Annotated in this window: 13 protein-coding genes; 8 read left to right on the top strand and 5 right to left on the bottom strand. The window is 71.4% G+C overall.

What is annotated here, in order from left to right:
• From ADK64_RS41740 to ADK64_RS41730, 3 genes are all read left to right on the top strand, one after another.
• The coding region (locus ADK64_RS41740; RefSeq protein WP_078993163.1) for a zinc-binding dehydrogenase at positions 1–935 on the top strand (935 nt) is incomplete at its 5' end.
• Between the two features lie 103 nt (positions 936–1038).
• Positions 1039–1920, top strand: coding sequence for a DMT family transporter (locus tag ADK64_RS41735; RefSeq protein ID WP_053667474.1), 882 nt, complete (start codon positions 1039–1041; stop codon positions 1918–1920).
• 161 nt (positions 1921–2081) lie between these two features.
• On the top strand, positions 2082–3314 hold the full coding sequence (locus ADK64_RS41730) for a hypothetical protein (protein ID WP_053667491.1): 1233 nt from the start codon (positions 2082–2084) through the stop codon (positions 3312–3314).
• A gap of 331 nt (positions 3315–3645) precedes the next feature.
• Here the strand turns inward: ADK64_RS41730 and ADK64_RS41725 are convergent, their stop codons facing one another.
• Together ADK64_RS41725 and ADK64_RS41720 are read right to left on the bottom strand one after the other, a co-directional pair.
• Entirely contained in the window at positions 3646–4773 is a 1128-nt protein-coding gene (locus ADK64_RS41725; RefSeq protein ID WP_053667473.1) for an FAD-dependent oxidoreductase, read from the bottom strand.
• 214 nt (positions 4774–4987) lie between these two features.
• A complete protein-coding gene (locus tag ADK64_RS41720; protein ID WP_053667472.1) occupies positions 4988–5224 on the bottom strand; it encodes a hypothetical protein in 237 nt (78 codons plus the stop codon).
• Between the two features lie 322 nt (positions 5225–5546).
• On the opposite strand from ADK64_RS41720, the gene ADK64_RS41715 reads away from it, so the two are divergent.
• Genes ADK64_RS41715 through sbnA form a run of 5 tightly spaced genes read left to right on the top strand, consistent with a single transcriptional unit; the run spans position 5547 to position 14549 of the window.
• Positions 5547–8147 (top strand): Pls/PosA family non-ribosomal peptide synthetase, encoded by a 2601-nt coding sequence (locus ADK64_RS41715; protein WP_078993162.1) that lies wholly within the window; start codon positions 5547–5549, stop codon positions 8145–8147.
• A 13-nt stretch (positions 8148–8160) separates the two neighbouring features.
• Positions 8161–11412: a non-ribosomal peptide synthetase gene (locus ADK64_RS41710; protein WP_053667471.1), complete on the top strand. Its 3252-nt coding sequence runs from the start codon at positions 8161–8163 to the stop codon at positions 11410–11412.
• A gap of 42 nt (positions 11413–11454) precedes the next feature.
• On the top strand, positions 11455–12459 hold the full coding sequence (locus tag ADK64_RS41705) for a TauD/TfdA family dioxygenase (protein WP_053667470.1): 1005 nt from the start codon (positions 11455–11457) through the stop codon (positions 12457–12459).
• Complete coding sequence (sbnB, locus tag ADK64_RS41700; protein ID WP_053667469.1) at positions 12456–13526, top strand: 2,3-diaminopropionate biosynthesis protein SbnB; 1071 nt, start codon at positions 12456–12458, stop codon at positions 13524–13526. The genes ADK64_RS41705 and sbnB overlap by 4 nt, the downstream gene beginning before the upstream one ends.
• Positions 13527–13562: 36 nt before the next feature.
• Positions 13563–14549: a 2,3-diaminopropionate biosynthesis protein SbnA gene (gene sbnA / locus ADK64_RS41695; protein ID WP_053667468.1), complete on the top strand. Its 987-nt coding sequence runs from the start codon at positions 13563–13565 to the stop codon at positions 14547–14549.
• 293 nt (positions 14550–14842) lie between these two features.
• On the opposite strand, the gene ADK64_RS41690 is transcribed toward sbnA, so the two are convergent.
• The 3 genes from ADK64_RS41690 to ADK64_RS41685 are packed head-to-tail and all read right to left on the bottom strand — an operon-like array spanning position 14843 to position 17128.
• On the bottom strand, positions 14843–15589 hold the full coding sequence (locus ADK64_RS41690; RefSeq protein ID WP_053667467.1) for a sulfite exporter TauE/SafE family protein: 747 nt from the start codon (positions 15587–15589) through the stop codon (positions 14843–14845).
• The gene (locus ADK64_RS48580; RefSeq protein WP_267888608.1) at positions 15586–15708 is read right to left on the bottom strand and encodes a hypothetical protein; all 123 of its coding nucleotides are present in this window, start codon (positions 15706–15708) and stop codon (positions 15586–15588) included. The genes ADK64_RS41690 and ADK64_RS48580 overlap by 4 nt, the downstream gene beginning before the upstream one ends.
• A 58-nt stretch (positions 15709–15766) precedes the next feature.
• Positions 15767–17128, bottom strand: coding sequence for an MBL fold metallo-hydrolase (locus tag ADK64_RS41685; RefSeq protein ID WP_053667466.1), 1362 nt, complete (start codon positions 17126–17128; stop codon positions 15767–15769).
• Between the last annotated feature and the right edge of the window lie 43 nt (positions 17129–17171).

Below are 17171 nucleotides of genomic sequence, written 5' to 3'. Positions count from 1 at the left end.
GGACGGCCGGTCACGCCCGCTTCGTCCTCGAAGCAGATGAACGCACCGGTCACCGCCCGGAGGGTTTTACCTCCTGCCAGGTCACCTCCCGCCATGAGGCCGAGCTCGGCGCCGGGGTCACCGGGCTCACCGAGGGCGACGCGGTCGCCGTGTACGGCCCCTGGGGCTGCGGCACGTGCCTGAAGTGCGCCGAGGGCAAGGAGAACTACTGTCCGCGCGCCGGGGAACTCGGCATCCGGCCGCCCGGGCTCGGCGCTCCGGGCTCGATGGCCGAGTACATGCTGGTCGACGACCCCCGGCACCTGGTGCCGCTGAACGGTTTCGACCCGGTCGCCGCCGTCCCGATGACCGATGCGGGCCTCACCCCGTACCACGCGATCAAGCGGGCGCTGCCCAAGCTGGTGCCCGGCTCGACCGCGGTGGTCATCGGCGCCGGCGGGCTCGGCCATGTCGCCGTCCAGCTGCTGCGTGCGCTGACCCCGGCCCGGGTGATCGCCCTCGACGTGAGCGAGGACAAGCTGCGGCTCGCCCGGGAGGTCGGCGCACACGAGGCCGTGCCGTCCGACGCTCAGGCCTCCGAGGCGGTCCGTGACCTCACCGCGGGCCTGGGGGCCGAGGCCGTGTTCGACTTCGTCGGCGCACAGCCCACCGCGACGCTGGCCGCGGCCCTGGTGGCGGTCGAGGGCGAGATCTCGGTCGTCGGCATCGGCGGCGGCGCCGTACCCGTCGGCTTCGGACGGCTTCCCTTCGAGGTCGCGGTGACGTCCCCCTACTGGGCCACCCGTGCCGAGCTGGTGGAGGTGCTGGCCCTGGCCCGGGCCGGCGCCGTGTCGGTGCACACGGAGACGTTCTCGCTGGACGAGGCGCCCCTCGCCTACCGGCGCCTGCACGACGGCACGATCAACGGCCGGGCGGTCGTCCTGCCCCACGGCTAGACCCGGCACACGCGGGGCGCCTTCCGTAGGCTGAGGAGACCGAAGGCTTCGCAGAGAGGGTCCGAGGCTCCTCGGAGAGCTGCCCCGCAGGCAGGAGGCGGTCGTGATCGAACTGGCTGCGGCGTTCGCCGTGGCGGGAGCGGCGAGCAACGCCGTGGGCACCGCCTTCCAGCGCAAGGCGGCGTCCACGTCCCGGCGCGGCGGGATCCGGCTGGTCGCCGAGCTGGCCCGGCAGCCGTTCTGGGTGTTCGGCATGGCCGGTGTCGTGTGCGCCGCGCTGTTCCAGAGCCTGGCCCTCGTCAACGGCCCGCTCGCGCTGGTCCAGCCGCTGTTCATCCTGGAGCTGCCGTTCGCGCTGCTCGTCGCCGCCCCGCTGATGCACAAGCGGATGCCGCACTCGGGCTGGTGGGGCGTGGGCTGCTGCGTGGCGGGCCTCGCCGTCCTGCTCGTCGCGGCCGCTCCGCACGGCGCCGTCGACCACGCGCCGCTCACCCGCTGGATCCCGGCCCTGTCCCTGTGCCTCGGCGGGATGGCGGTGGCCGTCCTGCTGTCCGGCCGGGGCCACGCGCCGGCCCGGCGCGCCGCGCTGCTCGCGGCCGCCTCCGCGACCGGCAACGCCCTGACCGCCGCCCTGCTGAAGTCGGCCAGCGGCACCTTCGCCGATCACGGCTTCGAAGCCTTCCTGCGGTCCTGGCAGACCTACGGCTTCGCACTCACCGGGGTCGCCGCCGTGGTCCTGCTGGAGAACGCGCTCCAGGCCGGTCCGCTGGTCGCCGCGCAGCCGGCGCTCACCATCGGCGACGCGATGGTGAGCCTGGCGCTCGGCATGACTCTTTTCGGGGAGCGGATCCGCACGGGCTGGTGGCTCGTACCGGCAGCGTGCGGGGCCCTGCTGATCATCGCGGGCGTGGTGGTCCTCAGCCGGGCCGTCCAGCGCATCACCACGGTCCCGGTCGCGGCCGAGCAGCGTCGCGCGACGACCTGAGAAGGGTCTCGAAGGGGCACCGGCCTTGGTACCCCCTTTACCCGCCACGCCGAACCAAATACTCATATTTATACGTTTATCCCATCTATGGTGTCAGGTGTTCGGAGTCACGGCTGAGAGGGCGCACAACGCGTCGCGGTGGGACGCGGGTTGGGATGGCGATGAGTGGAATCAGCCGCCGGAGGGTGGCACGTCTCGGCCTCGGCGCCGGCATCGGAGTGGCCGCCGCCTCACTGGCCGGATGCGGAGGAGGCGAGGAAGGGCACAACGGGCCGGGAGCGGAACCCCGGCTGGGGGCGCCCCGGCTGATCGGGGACGGCTCGACGTCGTACACCGGACGGCAGCCCAACCAGCCGCCCCCGCCCACGGCCCTCGAACCCGGCCAGACCCCGCCGCAGTTCGTGGTGTTCTCCTGGGACGGCGCCGGCGAGGTGGGCACCGGTCTGTTCCCGCGCTTCCTGGAGCTCGCCCGGGACCACGACGCGCACATGACGTTCTTCCTGTCCGGCCTGTATCTGCTGCCGGAGGAGAAGAAGCGGCTGTACCGGCCGCCGAACAACCCGGTCGGCGCCTCGGACATCGGCTACCTCACCGACGAGCACCTCAAGAAGACGCTGACGTACGTGCGCGAGGCCTGGCTCGACGGCCACGAGATCGGCACGCATTTCAACGGCCACTTCTGCGAGGGGCCCGGATCGGTGGCCGACTGGACTCCGGCGCAGTGGCGTTCGGAGATCGACCAGGCCCGGTCGTTCGTCAAGTCCTGGCGCACACACACCGGTTGGCGCAGCGAGGCGCCGCTCCCCTTCGACTACGACAAGGAGCTGGCGGGCGGGCGCACCCCGTGCCTGCTCGGGCAGGAGAACCTGCTGCCGGTCGCGCGGGAGCTGGGCTGGCGCTACGACGCGTCCTCGCCGGGCGGGCTGCAGCGCTGGCCGAGAAGGCGCGAAGGAGTCTGGGACCTGCCGCTGCAGAGCATCCCCTTTCCCGGCCACTCCTTCGAAGTGCTGTCCATGGACTACAACATGCTGGCCAACCAGTCCAAGTCCACGACACGGGCGCCGTCGTCCAACTACCCCTACTGGCGCGCCCAGGCGACGCAGGCGTACGTGGCCGGGTTCCAGCGGGCGTACGAGACCAACCGGGCGCCGTTGTTCATCGGCAACCACTTCGAGGAGTGGAACGGCGGCATCTACATGGACGCGGCCGAGGAGGCACTCAAGCACATCGCCGGCCGGGAGGACGTACGGCTGGTCTCCTTCCGGCAGTTCGTCGACTGGCTCGACGCCCAGGATCCGGGGATGCTGGCGCAGCTGCGCCGGCTCCAGGTCGGCGAGAAGCCGGACGGCGGCTGGACGACGTTCCTGAGCCCGGCCAGGGCCGCGGCCGCATAGTCCCCCTCCCCGCCGCGCTGCGCCGGGGCATCCTGAGAACCACGGCCGGCGGCCCGCCGGCGGATCCGCGGATCGTACGGCGCGTGGTCCGGGGGCCCGCCGGACCGGCGCGGTGCGCGATCGCTGCCCGCCCGGAGGAACGTGCTCGTCATCGGCGCGGCCCGGCTGCTGCCGCACGGTGCACGGATCCTGCGGCATGGCGAGTTGCGACCGTGCCACGTACCTCTTCAGCAAACTCCGCGCTCAGGCACGGCTGTTGCGGCCACGAGGCGATGTCGTCCAGGGCCCCGGGAGAGGTACGTGCCATGACGGTCCAGCGACGGCTCGGCGGTCAGCCGAGGAAGTCGGGAAAGTCCGGTTCGGTGGAGTCGGTGTCGGGCAGCAGGGCCGCGAGCATGGCCCCGGCAGTGCCCGCCTGGTCGGTGGAGCGGGGCAGCATGGCGTCCTCGTACACGGCGACCGCGTCCTCGATGCCGGGCCGGTCGACGATGGCCTGGGCGAGTTCGGCGCCGTCGAGCATGGCGAGGTTGGCGCCGACGCCGACCGGGGGCATCAGATGGGCCGCGTCGCCGAGCAGGGTGATGCCGGGGACGCGGTTCCAGGTGTGCGGGACCGGGAGGACGAACACGGGCCGGTTGATGAACGCGCCGTCGTTGTGGCGCATCAGGTCGAGCAGGCTCCCGTCGAAACCCTCGTACCTGCCCAGCAGCCGGGCGCGCACGGCGTCGGTGTCGGCCAGGTCGATGTCCGCGTGCCAGTCGAGCGGGCCGCGGAAGCCGACGTACACGCGTATGTGTGCGGCCGCGTTGCGCTGGGCGATCAGGCTCAGGGGCCCGGCCTTGGCCCACATCATGCCCTGGCCGACCCGTTCGGCGATGGCGGGGAAGCGGCGGTCGACGTCGTTGAAGTGGACCTCGACGAACGTGACGCCGCTGTAGGCGGGTTGGGCGTCCGAGAGCGCGGGGCGCACCCGCGACCAGGGGCCGTCCGCGCCGACGACCAGGTCGAATTCCTCTGCGCTGCCGCGGGTGAATTCCAGGCGGACGGTGCCGTCGGGCAGCGGGACGGTCTTCTCGACCGCGTGGTCCCATCGCACGGTGCCCGGGGTGAGGGAGTCGAGCAGCAGGGTGCGCAACTGTCCTCGGTCGATCTCCGGGGCACCGATGTCGCCGGGCTCGGGCCGGTGGTGACGCAGCAGGGTGGCCGACCGGTCCATGAGGCGCATTTCCTGACCCTCGGGCCGGGAGAGCGCGAGGAACTCGTCGAAGAGTCCGGCGGCGCGCAGGCCCACCTGGCCGGTGTCCGCACGGATGTCGAAGGTGCCGCCCTGCGAGCGGGAGTCGGGGGTGACCTCGCGCTCGAAGACGGTGACGGCTACGCCGTGCTGCTGCAGGGTGCGGGCGCAGACGAGACCACCGGGGCCGCCGCCGACGATCGCGATGCGGGGAGTAGTGGACATGGTGATGCTCCGATCCAAGGTGGAGAGGGGAGAGTTGGGTACGCCGCCGGAGGGCCGGTGGGGTGCAGAGGGGTGCCGATTGCACAACTCACCTGTGCGATGGAGGTGTTGAGGCGGAGCCACGATGGGTGGAGACGTTCACCCGGCTGTGCACGCGGCGGTTCGGGCGAGTGTCGGAGGTGGTCCGGCGCGGCCGTCCACTACCCCACGAGCCTCACCATGCGGTGGTCGGCGCAGTGGGGGCATCCGTGGCGGCCCCGGCCGTCAGGAGCGCTCGGGCGGTCTCGGCTTCGCCGTTGACGGATGGCCCGTGCGGCGAAGTGGTGCCCGCGCGGTCGCCTCGCTCCGGGTCGGCTCCCGTCCGCAGCAGCGCCCTCACACGGGGGGTGTCACCGATCTGAGCGGTCTCGAGCAGATGCCGGGAGAGCTTCTTGCGCTGCCGATGGTTCATGAGTCGCGACGTTAGCGACCGAACAGCTGACGGGGCCACTCATATTCGCCCGGTCTCACTCGGTGACGGCGGCGGGCGGCACCGTCGCGAGACGGTGGCAGGAGCCGGTCGGCAGGAGGTGCGGCGCCACCCGTGGGGGCGACCGCCGTCCGGGTGATCCGCACGCGCCCCTGTCCTGCGTGGAGCCAAGGAATTACGGCCCTGGCGGGCATTTTCTCGCCCGGGGCGGCAGATGAGGCAAGTAGCAATCTGATCCATTCCTGTACAAACTAGATCCGCCGGTCCGTCATCGGGCCAAAGTCCACGCTCTCCAGGAGATCGCATGGTGGAGCAGTCCTCCGAGGTCCCTATAACCGGGCCGCACGATCCTGCCGTCGCCACGAGCGACACCGACCCGGACGGGTGGGACACCGAGCGGAGCCTCGCGCAGGCACTGGCCGACGTCCTGGGTGCCGAGCGCGTCGCGGTCGACAGCCACTTCTTCGCCGACCTCGGCGCCAACTCCCTTGTCATGGCCCAGTTCTGCGCGCGGGTACGGAAACGTGCGGATCTGCCGTCCCCGTCCATGAAGGACATCTATCGACACCCCACGATCCGAAGCCTGTCGGCGGCTCTCGGCGAAGCGGCCCCCGCTCGCTCTCCCGCTCCCGCCGACGCGGCCCCCGCCCCGTCGGCGTCGGCCCCCCTGCCGTCACCGGCTCCGGCGCCGCAGGGGAACCGGCTGAACCATCTTCTGTGCGGAACATTCCAGTTGCTGGCCTTCCTCGGCTACTCCCTCGTCTCCGGGTTCGTCACCGCCGCAGGCTACGAGTGGATCTCCACCGGTTCGGGCCTCGCCGACGTCTATCTGCGGTCGCTGGTGTTCGGCGGCATCGGATTCGTCGCTCTGTGTGTGTTCCCGGTCGTCGCGAAATGGCTTCTCGTCGGCCGTTTCAGACCCGGTGAGTTTCCCGTCTGGGGCCTGACGTACCTGCGCTTCTGGCTCGTCAAGGTGCTGCTCCACTCGAATCCCATGGTCTTCCTCGTCGGGACTCCGCTGTACGTGCTGTATCTGCGGGCCCTCGGCGCGCGGATCGGCAAGGGGGTCACGATCCTGTCCCACTCCGTGCCGGTCTGCACCGACCTGCTGACGATCGGCTCCGGCTCGGTGATCCGCAAGGACTCGTTCTTCCTCGGCTACCGGGCCTTCGCGGGACACATCCAGACCGGCCGGGTCACGCTCGGACGCGATGTGTTCGTCGGCGAGAAGACGGTCCTGGACATCGACACCTCGATGGGCGACGGCGCCCAGCTCGGCCATGCCTCCTCCCTCCACAGCGGCCAGACGGTCCCGGCCGGCGAGCACTGGCACGGATCGCCGGCCGAGACCACCCAGGTCGACTACGTACGGGTCGCGCCGACCAGGTGCGGCACCGTGCGCCGGGCCTGGTTCGGGTGCACCACGCTGCTGCAGTTGCTCTTCGTGTACATCCCGCTGGCCGTCGGCGGGATGTACATGCTGTTCACCGAGGTACCGGCGATCGGCAAGCGACTCGACCCGCAGACGACCGCGTTGACGCCGTCGGAACTGATCAGCGACGCGCTGGTCCTCTCCCTGGTCCTGTTCTTCGGCTTCGTGGTGCTGGGCCTCGCCGCCCTCTACAGCCTGCCGCGTCTGCTGCGTCTGGCCGTCAAGCCCGACCGGGTCTATCCGCTGTACGGATTCCACTACTCGGTGCACCAGGCGACAGCGCACATGACGAACATCAAGTTCTTCACCTGGCTCTTCGGCGACAGCTCCTACATCGTCCACCATCTCCGCGGCCTCGGCTACGACTTGTCGCACGTGGAGCAGACCGGATCCAACTTCGGCACCGAAGTGCAGCACGAGACGCCCTTCCTGGTCTCGATCGGCAGCGGGACGATGGTGGCCGACGGACTCTCCGTGATCAACGCCGACTACTCCAGTACGTCCTTCCGGCTGTCCCGGGTGTCGATCGGGCAGCACAACTTCCTGGGCAACAACATCGCCTATCCCGCCGGCGGCAGAACCGGCGACAACTGCCTTCTCGCCACGAAGGTGATGGTTCCCCTGGACGGCGAGGTCCGCGAGGGCGTGGGGCTCCTCGGCTCGCCGTGCTTCGAGATTCCCCGCTCCGTGGATCGTGACGCCCGGTTCGACCACCTCAGGACGGGCGAGACACTGCGGCATCGGCTGGCGGCGAAGAACCGCTACAACCTTCGCTCGATGGCCTTGATGCTGTCCCTGCGCTGGCTGCACACCTTCATGCTCACCCTGCTCGCCCTGGCCACCGTCGACCTGTACGGCGTGATCGGACACGTGGTGATAGCCACGTATCTGGCGCTGACGCTCGCGTTGTCCACCGCGTACTGGGTCCTGGTCGAGCGCTGCCTGCTGTCCTTCCGCAGGTACCGCCCCGAGTTGTGCTCCATCTACGACCGGAAGTTCTGGCTGTCCGAGCGTGTGTGGAAGGTTCCGGACCACTACCTGAACCTCTTCAACGGAACGCCCTTCAAGAGCCTCGTCTGGCGCATGCTGGGCGTCCGCGTCGGCAGCAGGGTGTTCGACGACGGCTGCTACGTGACCGACAGAACGCTCGCCGCCATCGGAGACGAGTCCACGCTCAACGCCGGGAGCAAGATCCAGTGCCACTCGCAGGAGGACGGCACCTTCAAGTCCGACGTCACCAGGCTGGGCGCCGGCTGCACGCTGGGCGTCGGCGCCCATGTGCACTACGGCGTGACCATGGGCGACGGCGCGGTGCTGGCACCCGATTCCTTCCTCATGAAGGGCGAGGAAGTCCCGCAGGACGCACGGTGGGGCGGCAACCCGGCCATGGACATGTCGCAGGACGGCAGCTGGTCCCACGGCACCGGCCGGACGGCGTCAACAGCCAACGTCACTGCGGTAAGCGTGAGTTGAGGAAGGCCATTCGATGGGAGCACGTGTGGAAGCGGACCGGGAGTTCTGGAGTCGGGCACTGACCGCCGGCGGTGTCACCACGGTGCCGCGCTGGACGCGGGAACCGGTTCCCGGAGCGGCCGAGCACCTGACACCCGTGCCGGACGACGTGGCGGACGCGATGCGTGAGCTGGTCCGGCACCGGGGAGTACCGGTCACCGCGCTGCTGCTCGCCGCGCACGCCAAGGTACTGGCCGCGCTGTCCGGCGAGCCGGAGGTGGTCACGGGTTACACCACCGGTGTGCGCGGTGAGCCGTTGCCCTGCCGACTGGCCGTGCTCCCCGGATCCTGGCAGGCCCTGCTGTCGACCGCCGAACACGCCGAGGCGGAGGTACTGGCGCACCGGGAGTTCCCGGTGGAGAAGCTGAAGTGGGAGCTGGGGCTGACGGAGCCTTCGTACGAGGTGGTGTTCGGTCCCCTGGGAGCCGAGGAGGCCCACGCCGACGACGGTGTCCTGCACGTGCGCTGGGCCGACCGGGGCGGGCGGCTGACGCTGCGTCTGCGGTACCGCACGGACGTGCTGGACGCCACGGCCGCCGCACGTATCGGCGGCTACCACGTGACGGCGCTACGGCTGATGACGGCGGAGCCGGACGCCGACCACACACGGCGGAGCCTGCTGTCGGCCGAGGAGGAACGGGAGCAGCTGGAAGACCTGGCCGGGCCCCGCCGACCGCTGCCGGACGCACGGGCGCACGAACTGTTCGAGCAGCGGGTACGGGCACATCCGCAGGCGGTGGCGGCCGTGCACGGCGCGCGGGAGTGGACGTACGACGAGCTCAACCGGCGCGCCAACAGGCTGGCGCGTGCGCTGCTGGCGCGCGGCCTGGGCCGCGAGGACGTGGTCGGCGTCGTCACCGAGCGCAATCTCGACTGGCTGGCGGCGACGTTGGCGGTCTTCAAGGCGGGCGGCGTGTACCTGCCGATCGAGCCGCACTTCCCGGCCGGCCGCGTCGCGGCAACGTTGTCACGAGCGGGCTGCCGGCTGGTCCTGACCGAACCCGGCAGCACCACCACACTCGACCAGGCGCTGGCCACGCTGCCGGGGATCGAGAGGCTGCTGCTCGGGACCGCGTACGCGGAACCGCACGCCGACGGCGACCCCGGCGTACCGGTCGACGCCGGCCGGCTCGCCTACATCTACTTCACGTCCGGCTCCACCGGTGAGCCGAAGGGCGCGATGTGCGAGCACGCGGGCATGCTGAACCATCTCCACGCCAAGATCGACGACCTGGCGATCGGCGAGGGATGCGTGGTGGCGCAGACCGCCCCGCAGTGCTTCGACATCTCCCTGTGGCAGTTGCTGGCCCCCCTGCTGGCCGGCGGGCGGACCCTGCTGGTCGAACAGGACGTGATCACGGACGTGGAGCGGTTCGTCGACACGCTGCGCCGCGGCCGGGTCGGCGTGGCCCAGGTCGTGCCCTCCTATCTGGAGGTCGTGGTCTCGTACCTGGAGCAGCACCCGCACACACTGCCGGACCTGCGGTGCGTGTCGGTGACCGGCGAGGCGCTGAAACGGGAGCTGGTCCAGCGCTGGTTCGCCCTCCAGCCGGACATCAGGCTGCTCAACGCCTACGGGCTGACGGAGACCTCGGACGACACCAACCACGAGGTCCTCCAGACGGTGCCCGACCGGGTGCTGCTGGGGCGGGCGGTCAACAACGTGCGCGTCTACGTCGTGGACGAGCAACTGTCGCTGGCACCGCTGGGCGCCCCGGGGCTGATCGCGTTCGCCGGTGTCTGTGTGGGCCGGGGGTACGTCAACGATCCCGAGCGGACCCGTGAGGCGTACCGGACGGACCCGTACCGGCCCGGTGAGCGGCTCTATCTGGGCGGAGACTGGGGTCGCTGGCACCCCGACGGCAAGCTGGAGTTCCTCGGCCGCCGCGACAACCAGGTCAAGATCCGTGGCTTCCGCATCGAGATCGGCGAGATCGAGAACTGCCTGCTGCGGGTGGACGGCGTACGGGACGGCGCGGTGGTCGTCGCCGAGCGGGCCGACGGCAGCAGGCATCTGATCGCCTTCTACACCGGCACCAGCCGGCAGCCGGAGGTGCTGCGCGAGGAACTCGGCGCGGCGCTGCCCGCCTATATGGTCCCCTCGGCCTTCCACTGGCGGGACGGCCTGCCGCTGACGGCCAACGGCAAGATCGACCGAAAGGCCCTGACCAGGCTGGCGGAGGAGTCGGCGCCGGAAGCGGAAGCGGGGGACGAGTCCGGTCCCTTCAGTCCGGCCGAGCGGAGGCTGGCCGCGGCCTGGGCCGAGCTGCTGGGGGTGCCCGAGCGGCAGATCGGTCGCACGGACCACTTCTTCGACCGCGGCGGCACCTCCCTGACGGCGGTCAAACTCACCGTCGCCCTCGATCGTGCGGTGTCCCTGAAGGACATCACCCGGCACCCGGTGCTCGCCGACCTGGCCGCACTCCTGGACGGTACGGCCCGCCGGCCCAAGGAACTGCTGGTGCCCCTGTCGGAGGGTGGCGGCGCGCCGGAGAGCGCGCTGGTCTGCTTCCCCTACGCGGGCGGCAACGCGGTCAACTACCAGCCGCTGGCGAGCGCGCTGGCGGGCACCGGCCCGGCGGTCCTCGCCGTGGACCTGCCCGGTCACCAGCCGGCCGCGCACCCGGAGCCGTTCGCCTCCGTCGAGCAGGTCGCCGAGCAGGTCGCCGCCGAGATCACGGCACGTGGCCTGTCCCGGGTCATGCTCTGGGGTCACTCCTCGGGCGCCGCGCCGGCCGTCGCGACGGCCAGGAAGCTCCAGCAGCGAGGCGTGCGCGTGCTGCGGGTCTTCCTCGGTGCGCACCTGCTCGGCGCCGCCGCCGACCGGCACACCGCCATCGCCGAGCTGACGAGCCGGAGCGACGCCGAGATCGCGGCGCGGCTGACCACGGACGGCGGCTACGCGGAACTCGCGGAACTGAACGCGCCGCACGCCGAACGCATCGGTGCCGCCTACCGGCACGACTGCGTCTGCGCGCACCGCTACTTCGCCGAGGCCCTGGAGAACCCGCCGCCGGTGAAGCTGTCCGCGCCGTTCTCGGTGGTCGTCGCCGCCGACGACCCGCACACCGGCGGTCACGTCCACCGCCACCGGGACTGGCTGCTCCTCGCGGAGCACGTCGATCTCCATGAACTCGCCGACGGGGGGCACCACTTCCTCCGCACCCGTCCGGCCGAGACGGCGCAGGCCGTGCTGAGCGCCGTCGTACCACTTGCCTCCTCCTGAGCCCCCTCGGACCCCAGGCGGTCGACCGAAAGGAAACCGAAGATGCCGTTCTCATCCCTGGCATCACCGCTCGACGTGGAGCTGCGGCCGGACAAGCCGGCGTTGCTGTGCGTCGATCCCCCAGACGACGCCCCGAGCTGGGCGGCCGAGTACCGCGAGGCACTGCGTGCGCAGGTCACCGAGCACGGGGCGCTGGTCGTCCGCGGTCTCGGGCTGCGGGACACCGACCAGGTCGGTGCCGTCTTCGCGCGTCTGGCCGGAGCCCTGCTGACGGAACGGGAGGCCTTCGCTCCCCGCGAGGCCCACGGCCCGGGGCTCTACTCCTCCACGCCCTGGCCGGCCAACCAGCCGATGTGCATGCACCACGAGCTGAGTTACCCGCTTCAGGTACCGGGGCTGATGCTGTTCGCCTGCCTGACCGTGCCCGAGGAGGGCGGGGCGACGGCGGTGGCCGATGCCGAGGAGGTTCTGCGCGCGCTGCCCACCGGGCTCACCGAACGGTTCGAACGGGAGGGCTGGATCCTGACCCGCGCCTACAACGACGAGATCGGGGCGAGCCTCGTGGAGTCGTTCGGCACGCACGACCACGCCGAGATCGAGCGCTACTGCCGGGCGAACGCCATCGACTTCAGCTGGCAGCCCGACGGGACGCTGCGCACCGAGCAGCGCCGCGGCGCGGTCGTCCGGCACCCGCTCACGGACCGGCGCTGCTGGTTCAACCAGATCGCCTTCCTCAACGAGTGGACGCTCGCCCCGGAGGTGCGTGAGTACCTGGTGGACGTCTACGGCGCGGACGGGCTGCCGTTCAACACCCGCTACGGCGACGGCAGTCCGATCGGCGAGGACGTCGTCCAGCTGATCAACAGCACCTACGAGGCACACACCCGGCGCGCCCCCTGGCAGGCCGGTGACCTGCTGCTCGTGGACAACATCCGCACCGCGCACAGCCGGGAGGCGTTCTCCGGCGAGCGGCAGGTACTGGTCGGGATGGGCGAGGCCGTTCGTCCGGCCGGACACGGCCCGGCCGAGGGGGCGAGTGAGCGATGACCGACATGCTGTCGACCGCGGCCGAACCGGCCAGGCCCGAGCGGGCTCCCGTGCCGACGTTCGCGGTGATCACCGGTGAGCAGGTGCGGCACGCGCTGAGCGGACGTGAGAACCAGCTCGTGGAGCTGGTCGAGGCCGTCTACCGGCTGCACGGCGCGGGAGACTCGGTCAACCCGCCGTCGTACTTCCTGCGCTTCACGGACCGGCCCACGGCGCGGATCATCGCCCTGCCGGCCTCCATCGGCGGGCCGGCCAGGGTGGACGGTCTGAAGTGGATCTCCAGCTTCCCGGAGAACGTGGGCGCCGGGCTGCCGCGGGCCTCCGCGGTCCTCATCCTCAACGACCACGACACGGGCTATCCGTTCGCCTGTCTGGAGAGCTCGATCATCAGCGCCACCAGGACCGCGGCGTCCGCGGCGCTGGCGGCCGACTGGCTCAGCCGCGGCCGGACCCGCCCCACCCGTGTCGGCTTCTTCGGTACGGGGCTGATCGCCCGCTACATCCACACCTTCCTGCACGGCACCGGCTGGTCCTTCGAGTCGGTCGGCGTGCACGACGTGTCCGCCGACAGCGCGGGCGGCTTCTGCGGCTATCTGCGCCAATCCGGCGGCACCGCGCAGATCACCGTCCATGACAGCGCCGAGGACCTCGTCCGCGCCAGCGACCTCGTGGTCTTCGCCACCGTCGCCGGCCGGCCACACGTCACCGACCCGGCCTGGTTCACGCACAACCCCCTGGTCCTGCACGTGTCGCTGCGTGACCTGGCCCCCGAGATCCTGCTCGGCTCGGCGAACTTCGTCGACGACGTCGAGCACTGTCTGAAGGCCGACACGTCCCCCCATCTGGTCGAACAGCTCACCGGCAACCGCGACTTCCTCAACGGGACCCTCGACGACGTCATGGCCGGACGGGCCGCGCCGCCCACCGACCGGCCGGTGGTCTTCTCGCCCTTCGGACTCGGTGTTCTCGACCTCGCCGTCGGCAAGTACGTCTACGACGAGGTGTCCCGGACGGGCGATCTCCGTCTCATCGATGACTTCTTCCACGAGCTGCGACGGTACGGCTGAGGCCGTCGTCCTCGGCCCGGCACCAGGAGGCCCGTCGTGCCAGTGATAACCGCTCCCTACGCCTTCAACGAGGGCGATCTCTTCGTCGACCTCAAGTCGATCTGCGCGTACCCGCTCTATCTGAAGTGCGAGGCCTTCAACTTCGCCGGCTCCATCAAGCTGAAGGCCGCGATCGAGATGGTGGAGAGGGCCGAGCGTGACGGGGTCCTGAAGCCGGATTCCGTGCTCGTCGAGTCCTCGTCCGGAAACCTGGGCGTCGCGCTCAGCATGATCGCCGCGAGCAAGGGCTACCGGTTCCTGTGTGTGACGGACTCCCGTTGCAACCTGTCGACCAGACTGCTCATGGAAGCCATAGGCAGTGACGTGCACATCGTGGCCGACCAGGACTCCAACGGCGGATTCCTGGGCACGCGGATCGAGTACGTCCGCACACTGTGTGCCTCCGACGACCGGTACGTCTGGCTCAGCCAGTACACCAACGAGGGCAACTGGTGGGCCCACTACCGCACGACGGCCCAGGAGATCGCCCGCCAGTTCCCGGAGCTGGACGTCCTCTTCGTCGGCGCGGGCACCACCGGAACCCTGATGGGCTGCGCACGCTACTTCCGGCAGTGGCATCGCCCGGTGCGGATCGTCGCCGTGGACGCCGTGGGCTCGGTGGCCTTCGGCGGCGAGCCGGGCCGCCGGATGATCCCGGGCCTCGGCATGAGCATGCGCCCGCCGCTGCTCGACGAGTCCTTCGTGGACGAGGTGATCCGGGTGGAGGAGCCGGACACCATCCGCATGTGTCACCGCATGGCCAGACGCGGCTTCCTGTTCGGCGGCTCCACCGGAACCGTGGTCAGCGGCGCCACGGACTGGCTGGCACGGCACGACTCGCGTGACGTGACCGCGGTGGCCATCGCACCGGACCTCGGCGAGCGCTACCTGGACACCATCTATCAGACCAACTGGCTGCAGGACCTGTACGGCGAGCAGGTGCTCGACGCCGTGGACACCGCGGACACCGCCGACGCCGGGTGAGCAAGGGGTGGGGGCGGCCGGCCGGCAGGCCGGTCGTGCCCGTCGCCGCGCTCAGCGGCGCTTCCCCGCCAGCCTGCGGGGCGGCGCCGGCACTCGGGGCGCTGACGGCCGCGCGCGTGGTGCGGGAGAGCGCGGCGGCGGTGCGGGTTCCCGCCTCGCCGGCGCTGATCCGGCAGCTCTTCTCCGATCCGGGCGAGCGGGCGCGCGGCATCGCCCTGTGGACGGTCGGCGGCTTGGTGGCCGTCGCCACGGGGCCCGTCCTGGGCGGGACCCGCCGGAGCGGCCGGTCCGGGTCAGACCACCGCGTCGACGAACATGCAGGCCGCCACTGCCAGCAGCACCACGGCGAAGACCTGGCGCAGGGTGCTGCCCTCCACCTTCGCCCCCAGGCGCCTGCCGTCCCACGCCCCGAGGACCGCGGCGCCGGCGAAGGGGGCGACGACCGTCCAGTCGAGTCGGTCCACGGTGCCGCCGCGCAGCCCGAGTGCCGCCAGGGAGTTGACGGTGATGACCAGCAGGCTGGTGCCCACCGCCTCGCGCATGCGCAGTCCCAGTACACCCACGAGAGCCGGTACGGCGAGGAAGCCGCCGCCGACTCCGAGGACGCCGGTCACCGTGCCGAGTCCCGCGCCGGCCGCGGCCGCGTGGCCGGGCCTGAGCCCCCGTGCGGCGTCGTCCGCTCTTGCGGGCCGCAGCATGCGCACCGCCGCGGCGGCCGCGACCACCGCGAAGGCCGCCGACAGGGCGGCCGCCGGGAGGTGCGCGGCGACCGCGGAACCCAGCATCGCCGGGCCGGTCCCGGCCGCCGCGAAGAGCAGTCCCGTCCCCCAGCGGACATGTCCGTCACGGGCGTGCGCGGTCAGGGCGGTTGCCGAGGTGAGGGCCACGATCACCAGTGCGGCCGTCGTCGCCGCCACGGGGGTGAAGCCGAGCAGATAGATCAGGGCGGGAACGGCCAGGACACTGCCACCGCCGCCGAGGGCGCCGAGGGCCAGCCCGATCAGCGCGCCGGCCGTGAGGGCGAGGAGCAGGGCACTCACGCGGCGGCACCTGGCAGGGTGCCGGCGGCTTCGTCCTCGGGGCTGCGGCCGTGTCCGGTGGGTCCGGCCGCTGCCGCCACGGCGATCCGGCGTGTGCGGGGCGGGGATGATCTCTTCATGGGCGGTCCTGGCCTCTGGTGCGGTGTGGTGACGGTGTGCGAGCCGGCCCGAAGGGGCTCAGGCGGTACGGAGTGCCAGTCCGGCCGTGCCGGCCGCGGTGAAGGAGTCGTCGACGGCGGTCACGGCACGGCCTGCCGCGTCCAGCAGCGAGGCGGCGATGGCGGCGCGCATGCCACCCGCGCAGTGCACCCACACCTCACCGGGCGGTACCTCGTCGAGGCGCCGGTGCAGGGTGTGCAGCGGTACGTGGACCGAGCCGTCGATGAATCCGGCGGCCCGCTCGGAGGCACGCCGGACGTCCAGCACGACCAGGTCCCGTGCCGGGTGCCGCTCGGCCAGGTCCGCGAAGGTGGCGCGCGCGAAGGCGGCCAGGGCCGTGCCCTCGGTCGTCCAGGTCCGCGGTCCGCCGGTGGCCGCGGCGGCCGGGCGGTCGATGCCGACGCGCACCAACTCGCGTTGCACGTCGGCCAGTTGCTCGGTCGACTCCGCCAGGAGCGTCACCGGCTTGCCCCAGGGGATCAACCAGGCCAGATAGGTGGCGAGTTGGCCGTTCGCCTCGAAGTTGTAGGTGCCGGCGACATGCCCGTCGGCGAACGCGATCCGGTTGCGCACGTCCACCACCCACTCCCCGGCGGCCAGTCGCGCCGCGATCTCCCCGGCGTCGGCCGGCGCGGGAGCGGTGAGGTCGACCGGAGCCGGTCCGGCGGCGTTGACGGGGCCCATGTGCGCGTAGTACGCGGGGATGTCGTCGAGCGCCGCGAGCAGGCGGGCGATGAAGGTGTCGACGTCCTGGGTGAGCGCCTCGTTCGACGCCTTCTCCTTCCCGATGGTGCTCTCGTCGCCCTCGGCGCGGCCGGCGGAGCAGAAGCTGCCGAATCCGTGCGTGGGCAACACCACGGCGGCGTCTGGCAGTTCAGCGGCCAGCCGGTGCGCGGACGCGTGCTGGGCGCGGGCGAGGCTCTCGGTCAGGCGCGGTTCGACCAGGTCGGGACGGCCGACCGTGCCGATCAGCAGCGAGCCTCCGGTGAACACCGCGACGACCCTTCCGTGCTCCTGCAGCGCGTAGGCGGTGTGGTGCGGGGTGTGGCCGGGCGTCGCCAGCGCGTGCAGGGCGAGACCGGCGTCGATGACCGTGCGGTCGCCGTCGTGCACGGGTATGCGTGCGAAGGACACGGTGGCCCCGGCCGGGACGAGATAGGCGGCGCCCGTGAGGCGGGCGAGTTCCAGGCCGCCGGTGACGTAGTCGTTGTGGATGTGGGTCTCGACGACATGGGAGATCCGGACGCCTCTGCGTGCCGCGGCCGCCAGCACCCGGTCGACGTCGCGCGGCGGGTCGACGGCCACGGCCGTGCGCCCACCGCCCGCCAGATAGCCCCGGTTGCCGAGCCCGGCCACCTCGATCGTGTCGACGAAGAACATGTCAGGCACTTCCTCCACTCGGCCACACACTGCACAGGGATGC

The sequence above is a fragment of the Streptomyces sp. MMG1121 genome (genome assembly GCF_001280015.1).
In the GTDB taxonomy this organism is placed as follows: domain Bacteria; phylum Actinomycetota; class Actinomycetes; order Streptomycetales; family Streptomycetaceae; genus Streptomyces.
This window is presented reverse-complemented; position numbering and strand designations above follow the sequence as displayed.